The organism is Halogeometricum sp. CBA1124 (assembly GCF_009741955.1).
GTDB lineage: Archaea > Halobacteriota > Halobacteria > Halobacteriales > Haloferacaceae > Halogeometricum > Halogeometricum rufum.
Genome location: NZ_WPCD01000174.1, coordinates 1 through 7,827 on the forward strand (window position 1 = coordinate 1; position 7,827 = coordinate 7,827).

Here is a 7,827-nt window from a genome sequence, read left to right on the forward strand (position 1 = left end):
CCTTCACCATGTCCGCGCCGGCCTCGAACGCGTCGACTGCCTCCGTCGGCGTGGCGATGCCCACCAGCGAGGGCTTCCCGTAGCGGTTCGCCGTCCGCACGACGCCCTCGTCGAAGGACGGCGTGACGACGAACTCCGCGCCCGCGAGGATGGCCGCCCGGGCGGTTTCGGCGTCGAGGACCGTCCCCGCGCCGACGGTGAGTTCGTCAGCGGTGAACGTCGCCGACACGTCGCGTATCATGTCGAGGACGCCGTCGGTGTTCGCGGTCACTTCGACGGTGGGGACGCCGCCGCGCCGGATGGCGTCGACGGTGTCGATGACGGCGTCGGCGTCGGTACCGCGAGCGATGGCGACGACGCCGCTGTCTCGGATGCGCGCCGCTGTCTCTCGGCTCATACGCATCGCTCGTAGAGGACCCGCTTAAACGCCGTGGTCGGCCGTCGGACGACTCGACCGGCGTCCCACCCGGCGTTCTACCCGCGATTCTATCCTCGGTTCTATCTACGATTCTACATCTCGAATTGCTGAGATGACTGCCGATACTGTCTCTATGAATACATATGTGGCAAATCCGAGTCAGATATCGGCCGAACTCGCACCATCTCGCGAAGGAAGCATCTATCCGGCTCCGAACGCGGCTGAAGTCGGCGTATCTACGGTGTGGACGCGGTTCGCTCGTCGCGGACGAACTCGTCGTGGCCGGCCTGCCGCGCGGTCACGTCGACCACGTTCCGAACCACGTACGCGAGCGTCAACGGCCGACGCCGCCGGGAACGGGCGTGATGGCCGACGCCTTCTCCTCGACGCTCTCGAACTCGACGTCGCCGACCAGTTCGTGGCCGTCGCCGGCCTCGCTCTCGACGCGGTTGACGCTGACGTCTACCACCGCCACGCCGTCGCCGACCATCGTCCCGTCGACGAGGTTCGCGCTCCCGGCGGCGGTGACGAGAACGTCGGCGCGTCGCGTGTGCGCGGCGAGGTCCCGCGTCGCCGTGTGACAGACTGTGACCGTCGCGTCGCCGCCGGGCCCGCGGGACCAGAGCAGGTTCGCCAGCGGTTTGCAGATAGCCGTGTTCCGACCGACGACGACGGCGTCCCGTCCGGCCGTCGGCTCGCAGTACTCGGCGAGGAGCGTTCGCACGGCGTTGGTCGTCGCGGGGACGACCCGCGGGCGGCCGGCGACGAGTCGCCCGAGGTTCGACGGCGCGAAGCAGTCGACGTCCTTCGCCGGCGGAATCCGCGCCCGGACCGCGCCATCGTCCACGTGGTCCGGAAGCGGCGCCTGCACGAACATCGCCGTCACGTCGTCGTCGGCCGCCAGTCGGTCCACCGCGGCGTACAGGTCCTCCGCCGGCGCGTCGGCGGCCACGTCGACGCGTTCCGTGTCGATGCCGACGGCCGCACAGCGCTCGTGCTTCGTCGTCATGAACCGCTCGTCGGCCTCGCTGTCGCTCATCAGCACCGTTCCGAGCCTCGGCGTGTGTCCCCGCTCCCGGAGGCGCTCGCGTCCGACTCGACGCCCTCGACGACGGATTCGGCGAGCGATTCGCCCGCATCAGCGTCGATTCGGTCGCTCGGGTTACGTTCGGTCCGTCTTCTTGCGTTCCTGCGTGGGGTGGTCGCTGACGAGGACCGTGGTGTGGTCCGGCACGTCCTCGGACACCCACGAGTTGGCCCCGATGCTGACGTGGTCGCCGACGGTTATCGCCCCCAGCACCTTCGTGCCGGCCCCGATGACGACGTGGTCGCCGATGTCCGGGTGGCGCTTGTACCCCTTCTTGAGTTTGTGTTCCTCCGTCTCGTCCTTCTCGAAGTGGAGCGCTCCGAGGGTCACGTCCTGATAGAGCCGAACCCAGTCGCCGACGGTGGCCGTCTCGCCGATGACGACGCCGGTGCCGTGGTCCACGAAGAAGTACTCGCCTATCTCGGCTCCGGGGTGGATGTCGATGCCGGTCTGCGTCTTCGCGTACTCGGTGAGTTCGCGGGCGTACTCGCCCGCACCCGCCTCGTACAGTGCGTGCGCGACGCGCTGAACCTGGATGGCGAGGACGCCGGGATACGAGCGGATTATCTCCAGATACGTCTTCGCCGCCGGGTCGCCCTTGTAGGCGGCTTCGACGTCCTTCTTCAGGCGCGCGCGGATGTCCGGAAGCCGGTCGAGAATCGTCTCGACGGTGGCCGCCGGGTCCTCGTCCGTGTACGGGCGAATCCCCGCGTAGAACAGCGTCCCGAGTTCGTCGAGGTGGTCGAGGATGGCCGACTCCTCGCGCACGAGGCTGGCCGCGTTCCAGCACGTGGGGAAGAACAGTCGCTTCAGGATGTCCACTTCGTCGCGACTGTGACGCTGCGTCGGGAACTCCATCGGGGCCTGCTTCGGATACGGGTCCTCGTCGTCGCGGTAGGAAGCGTACAACCGTTCGTGTGCCTCTCCCGTGTACCGGTACTCCATGCCCCGGCGTTCGCCGCCGAACGTCTTAGTAGTGGACGCCGCCGGCGTTCGGGGGCAGTTATATCACGATTAGTCACCATACACCGGTATGGACGCCGAGTGCTACTTCTGCCACGGGTTAGTCCTCCCGGACGAACGGGACGACATCGTCCTCGGGGACCACGGAGACCACCGGGTCTTCCTCCACGAACAGTGCGCGAGAGGCTACGAACTCGTCGAGGACGCGGCGGACGCGCGGGACGCGGTCGAAGTGACCTGCCCCGAGTGCGGCGCCGTCGAGGTGCATTGAGTCGCTGGTGCGGACCCCCGGTAGTCCGGTGCGAGGGTCTGCGACTCGAAACTCGACTCCCGACATTTCTGAGCGGTGCTGTTCCGTGCGGAGCGTCGACTCGACGCGCCGGCCCGGACTGTCGACCGAAGTACCGGCGGGCGAACGCTCGCCGAACGCGCCGGCGACCCGCGACTGCGGCGGCGCGCGGGCGGTAACAGACGAAATCAGGGGTCCCAGGAGGTACCAGATACGGACCGCGGCGGCGGATGTCAGGGGAGGTCCACGGCGACGCCCGACTGGAGGCTCGCCGCCTTCACCGTGTTGTACATCAGCATCGCGATGGTGAGGGGTCCGACGCCGCCGGGGACGGGCGTGATGGCCGACGCCTTCTCCTTGGCACTCTCGAACTCCACGTCGCCGACGAGTTCGTACCCCTTCTCGGTGTCCGCCTCGACGCGATTGACGCCGACGTCGATGACCGTCGCGCCCTCGCCGACCATCTCGCCGTCTATCATCTCGGGGACGCCCGTGGCGGCCACGAGTACGTCCGCGTTACGCGTCTTCTCCGCGAGATTCTTCGTCCGCGAGTGACACACCGTGGTCGTTGCGTTCCCGCCGGCGTCACGCTGGATGAACAGGTTCGCCATCGGCTTGCCGACGATGTCGGAGCGCCCGACGACGACGGCGTCCGCGCCCTCCGTCTCCACATCGTAGGCGGCGAGCAGTTTCTGGATGCCGTGCGGCGTGCAGGGCTTGTAGCGGGCGTTCCCGGCGACCAGTCGGCCGACGTTCTCCGGGTGGAAGCCGTCGACGTCCTTCGCCGGGTCGATGCGTTCGAGGACCGCCCGCTTCTCCACGTGGTCCGGCACCGGCATCTGGACGAGGATGCCGTGAACCGCCGGGTCGTCGTTCAACGCGTCGATGCGGTCGAACAGCGTTGACGCCGGTTCGTCGGGGGCTATCTCGTGGTGATAGCTCTCGATGCCGAGTTCCTCGCAGGTCCGCTGTTTCATGGACACGTACGTCTCGCTGGCGTCGTCGTCGCTCATCAACACCGTCGCCAACCCCGGCGTGACGCCCTCGTCCGCGAGCGTCTCGACGCACGACGCTATCCCGTCCTGTATCCCGTCGGCTACCTCGTTGCCGTCGATTATCGTCGTCATGGTGAGTGAAGTCGTGAATGGTCACGCGGGCGTCCGCGGGTCGGCGCGCACCGCCAACGGCGACGCGACCGGACGCGCCGCCCGCACGTGACGCGTGACAGCATCCTGCAAACCGTCTCTCGACCCAGCCACATAGGTCCGCAGGTGGAATGGTACGCCCATTGAAGTGGACGGCGGAACGCCGGTGGCGAATCGGCGTCGACCGACGACGAAATCGGCCACGTACGCCCCGAAGCGCCGGTTACGCGAGGCTTTATGCCGGAGACGACCCGAGCGTGTGGCACGACGTAGGCGGGGCGACGACTCCCGCCGCGACCCCTCACAGATGACCGAGTGTACCACCGTCACGGAGCGAGCACCGTTCGTCGAGACGGCCCGAGCGGCACCGCCGGGCGCCCGCGTGCCCGTCGAGGTCCGCGTCACCGTCGAAGACCCCTACGAGGCCTACCGTCGCGCCCGCGACGAGGAGACAGAGGGCTTCTACTACGAGACGACCGGCGGGCAGTCGGGGTGGGGGTACTTCGGCGTCGACCCGGTGGAACGGGTTCGCGTGGGCGCCGACGCGGCGTCGCGGGGCGACGACAGCCCGAGTCTCGCCGAACTGTCGTCGCTCCTCGAACGCGAGCACCTCGTTCGTGGCGACTGCGACGTCCCGTACCCCTGCGGCGCGTTCGGGTGGCTATCGTACGACGTGGCCCGCGAACTGGAGTCACTGCCGTCGACGACGCAGTCGGACGGCCTCCCGCGCATGCAACTGGGCGTGTTCGACCGGGTCGCGGCGTGGGAGGAACCGCGCGAGGGGAGCGTCGAACTGCGCGTGACCGCCTGCCCGACCGTCGACGACTCGCCGGCGGCGGCGTACGAGGACGGCGTGCGGCGGGCGACGTCGCTGGCCCGGTCTGCGGTCGACGGCGACGGGAGCGTTCCGCCGGTTCGCACCGCCGGCGACCGCGCGACGTTCGAGAGCGAGTGCGGGGCCGCGGCGTCGCGGACCGCGTCGAGCGAATCAAGCGGTACGTCCGCGACGGCGACACGTTCCAGACGAACGTCTCGCACCGACTGGTCGCTCCCGCCGCCGTCCACCCCGTCGAGACGTTCGACGCCGTCCGGCGCGTGAACCCCGCGCCGTACTCCGCGCTCGTCGAGTTCCCCGGTATCGACCTCGTCAGCGCCAGCCCCGAACTTCTCCTCGACGTGGACGGCGACCGCCTCCGCACGGAACCCATCGCCGGGACGCGGCCGCGCGGGGACACCCCCGCGGCCGACGCCGAACTGGAACGCGACCTGCGGTCCGACGAGAAGGAACGCGCCGAACACGCGATGCTGGTGGACCTCGAACGCAACGACCTCGGGAAGGTGAGCGAGTACGGCAGCGTCGAGGTGTCCGAGTACCGTCGCGTGGACCGCTACTCCGAGGTGATGCACCTGGTCTCCCTCGTGGAGGGGCGGGCGCGCGACGACGTCGACATCGCGGACGCCGTCGCCGCCGTCTTCCCGGGCGGCACCATCACCGGCGCGCCGAAACCCCGGACGATGGAACTCGTCGACGAGGTGGAGGCGACGCGCCGCGGCCCGTACACCGGGAGCGTCTGCGTCTTCGGCTTCGACGACCGGGCGACGCTCAACATCGTCATCCGCACGCTCGTCCGACGGGAGGGCGAGTACCGACTCCGCGTCGGCGCGGGCGTCGTCCACGACTCCGTCCCCGAGGCCGAGTACCGGGAGACGCTCGACAAGGCGCGAGCCTCGTGAACGCGGTCGACGAGGCCCTCGGCGAACAGGGGTCGTTCGCCGTCGAGGCGGCCGACCCGACGGGAGGCCTGCGATGATACTCGTCGTGGACAACTACGACTCGTTCGCGTACAACCTCGTCCAGTACGTCGGCGAGTTCGCGGACGAGGTGGTCGTCCGCCGCAACGACGAGATAGACGTGGCGGGGGTTCGGGACCTCGACCCGGACGGCATCGTCGTCTCGCCCGGTCCCGGCACGCCCGCCGACGCCGGCGTCTCCGTCGATATCTTCGCGGAGACGAGCTATCCGACGCTCGGCGTCTGTCTCGGCCATCAGGCGCTCTGTGCGGCCCTCGGCGCGCCCGTCGGCCACGCCCCGGACGTCGTCCACGGCAAGCCGTCCGAGATACGCCACGACGGCTCCGACCTCTACGAGGGCGTCGCGGACCCGTTCGAGGTCGGTCGCTACCACTCGCTGGCCGTCGCGGCGGCGGACCTCCCCGACGAACTCGACGTGACGGCGCGGACGACCGACGACCGCCGGGTCGTGATGGGCGTCGAACGCGCCGACAGGCCGCACCTCGGCGTCCAGTACCACCCCGAGAGCATCCTCACCGACGCCGGGAAGCGCGTCGTCGAGAACTTCTGTAACTCGTACGCGGGCGTCTGAACCGCCCGCTCGTCGCCCGGTGGCGCGTCCGTCGTCGAGCGGACCTGCTCGTCGTCCGGCACGCTCACTCGTCGTCGGGTGGGTCCACGTCGCGGTGCGTGTGTATCGTCGGGAGTCGGCCGAGAGCGCGGGCGACGACCGACGTGTGCCCGCGTTCGTGTCGCAGGAACGTCAGCGTCAACCCCGCCAGCGCGACCAGCGAGACGACGGCGAACGGGCCGCCGGTCAGCACGGCCAGCGCCTGCAGCGTCTCACTGCCCCCGAGCACCAGCACCGAGACGGCGACGGCGCCCTGAAAGACGCCCCAGAAGACGACGCTCACCGTCGAGGGGGCGCGGCCGCGTTCGGCCGTCAGTATCGCCACGACGAGCGTCGACGTGTCCGCCGAGGTGACGATGAACACGACGATGAGCGCGAGAAACAGGAACATCAGCAGCCGACTCACCGGGAGCGCCTCGAACAGGGGGAACCCCGCGACGGCTTCGGTGCCGCCGCGGGCGGCGATGGCCCCGAGCACGTCCGCGCGGCCGGTGTGCTGGACGTGCAGCGTCGTCCCGCCGACGAGGAGGAACCAGACGAGCGTCGCGGCCGAAGTGGCGACGACGCTCGTGAACACGACGGTTCGGACTCGCCGGCCGCGCGAGAGGGCGGCGAGGAACAGGCCGGCGAACGGCGCCCACGAGAACCACCACGACCAGTTCCAGACGGTCCAGTCGGTGACCCACTCCGACCCCGCGTACAGGCTCAGCGACGGGAAGTTGAGCGCGTAGCTTCCGAGCGCCGCGACACCTCGTTCGACGACGAACGACCGCGGGCCGACGGCGGCGACGAGGAGGGCGAACAGACCGAACAGGACGACGTTGAGGCCGGCGATGCGCCTGATTCCCCGGTGGACGCCCGTCTCGCAGGAGAGACGTAGATGAGGGTGAGGCCGCCGACGAACAGCACCGAGCCGACGGTGCCCGTCGAGACGTCCCACTGGTAGCCGATGCCCGCGAGGAACTGCCTGCTCACCAGCGCGATGGACGTGGCGATGCCGCCGATGGTCGCGAACACGGCGAGCGTGTCCACGAGCGAACTCCAGACGGAGTCCAGTCCGTCCACGCCGAGGAACGGGGCGAGTATCGTCGAGACGCGGAGGGGCGCGCCGCGTTGGAAGACGAAGTACGCTATCGGCACGCCGACGACGGCGTACGCGCTCCACGCCGAGACGCCCCAGTGGAACAGCGTGTAGGTGAGCGCCCCCCCGATAGCCGCGTTCGTCTCCGGGGCCGCGCCGAAGTACGGCGGCGGGTCGCGGTAGTGAAACAGCGCCTCGGCGGGCCCCCAGAACACGATGCCGGCGGCGATGCCGGCGGTGAACACGAGGGAGAAGTACGTCGGGTAGGTGTACGTCGGTTCCGCGTCCGGGCCGCCGAGGACGACGTCGCCCCACGGTCCGAAGAGCAACAGGCCGCAGTAGCAGACGGCGAGCAGGACGCTCCCGAGGAACAGCGGGCCGAACCCCGTCAGGACGCGCGTCGCGAGGGCGTCCACCGCCGC

6 protein-coding genes and 2 pseudogenes are annotated in these 7,827 nt (G+C 69.5%); 3 read left to right on the forward strand and 5 right to left on the reverse strand.

Annotation, left to right across the window (positions count from 1 at the left end):
* From GJ632_RS16845 to epsC, 3 genes are all read right to left on the reverse strand, one after another.
* Positions 1–397 (reverse strand): bifunctional 4-hydroxy-2-oxoglutarate aldolase/2-dehydro-3-deoxy-phosphogluconate aldolase (locus tag GJ632_RS16845; protein ID WP_197428051.1); only part of this gene is annotated, 397 nt, incomplete at its 3' end.
* A gap of 355 nt (positions 398–752) precedes the next feature.
* Positions 753–1,547: a tetrahydrofolate dehydrogenase/cyclohydrolase catalytic domain-containing protein gene (locus GJ632_RS16850; protein ID WP_343161227.1), complete on the reverse strand. Its 795-nt coding sequence runs from the start codon at positions 1,545–1,547 to the stop codon at positions 753–755.
* Positions 1,548–1,580: 33 nt separating this feature from the next.
* Positions 1,581–2,450 carry a serine O-acetyltransferase EpsC gene (epsC, locus tag GJ632_RS16855; RefSeq protein WP_089809301.1) on the reverse strand — a complete coding sequence of 290 codons (870 nt, stop codon included), beginning with the start codon at positions 2,448–2,450 and terminating at the stop codon, positions 1,581–1,583.
* A gap of 88 nt (positions 2,451–2,538) precedes the next feature.
* Between epsC and GJ632_RS16860 the strand changes: the two genes are divergently transcribed.
* Positions 2,539–2,739, forward strand: coding sequence for a hypothetical protein (locus GJ632_RS16860; RefSeq protein ID WP_089809299.1), 201 nt, complete (start codon positions 2,539–2,541; stop codon positions 2,737–2,739).
* Between the two features lie 251 nt (positions 2,740–2,990).
* On the opposite strand, the gene GJ632_RS16865 is transcribed toward GJ632_RS16860, so the two are convergent.
* Positions 2,991–3,884, reverse strand: a complete 894-nt coding sequence (locus GJ632_RS16865) for a bifunctional methylenetetrahydrofolate dehydrogenase/methenyltetrahydrofolate cyclohydrolase (protein WP_191453560.1) — start codon at positions 3,882–3,884, stop codon at positions 2,991–2,993.
* A 325-nt stretch (positions 3,885–4,209) separates the two neighbouring features.
* On the opposite strand from GJ632_RS16865, the pseudogene GJ632_RS16870 reads away from it, so the two are divergent.
* Positions 4,210–5,713: pseudogene (locus tag GJ632_RS16870) on the forward strand (anthranilate synthase component I family protein).
* Positions 5,710–6,285 (forward strand): aminodeoxychorismate/anthranilate synthase component II, encoded by a 576-nt coding sequence (locus GJ632_RS16875; RefSeq protein WP_191453561.1) that lies wholly within the window; start codon positions 5,710–5,712, stop codon positions 6,283–6,285. The pseudogene GJ632_RS16870 and the gene GJ632_RS16875 overlap by 4 nt, the downstream one beginning before the upstream one ends.
* Before the next feature lie 64 nt (positions 6,286–6,349).
* Here the strand turns inward: GJ632_RS16875 and GJ632_RS26045 are convergent.
* Positions 6,350–7,827, reverse strand: a pseudogene (locus tag GJ632_RS26045) (BCCT family transporter); the annotation flags it as partial.

Coding starts and splice junctions, on each gene's coding strand:
- GJ632_RS16875 (WP_191453561.1), top strand. CDS start 5,710: ATGATACTCGTCGTGGACAACTACGACTCGTTCGCGTACAACCTCGTC.
- GJ632_RS16865 (WP_191453560.1), bottom strand. CDS start 3,884: ATGACGACGATAATCGACGGCAACGAGGTAGCCGACGGGATACAGGAC.
- epsC (WP_089809301.1), bottom strand. CDS start 2,450: ATGGAGTACCGGTACACGGGAGAGGCACACGAACGGTTGTACGCTTCC.
- GJ632_RS16860 (WP_089809299.1), top strand. CDS start 2,539: ATGGACGCCGAGTGCTACTTCTGCCACGGGTTAGTCCTCCCGGACGAA.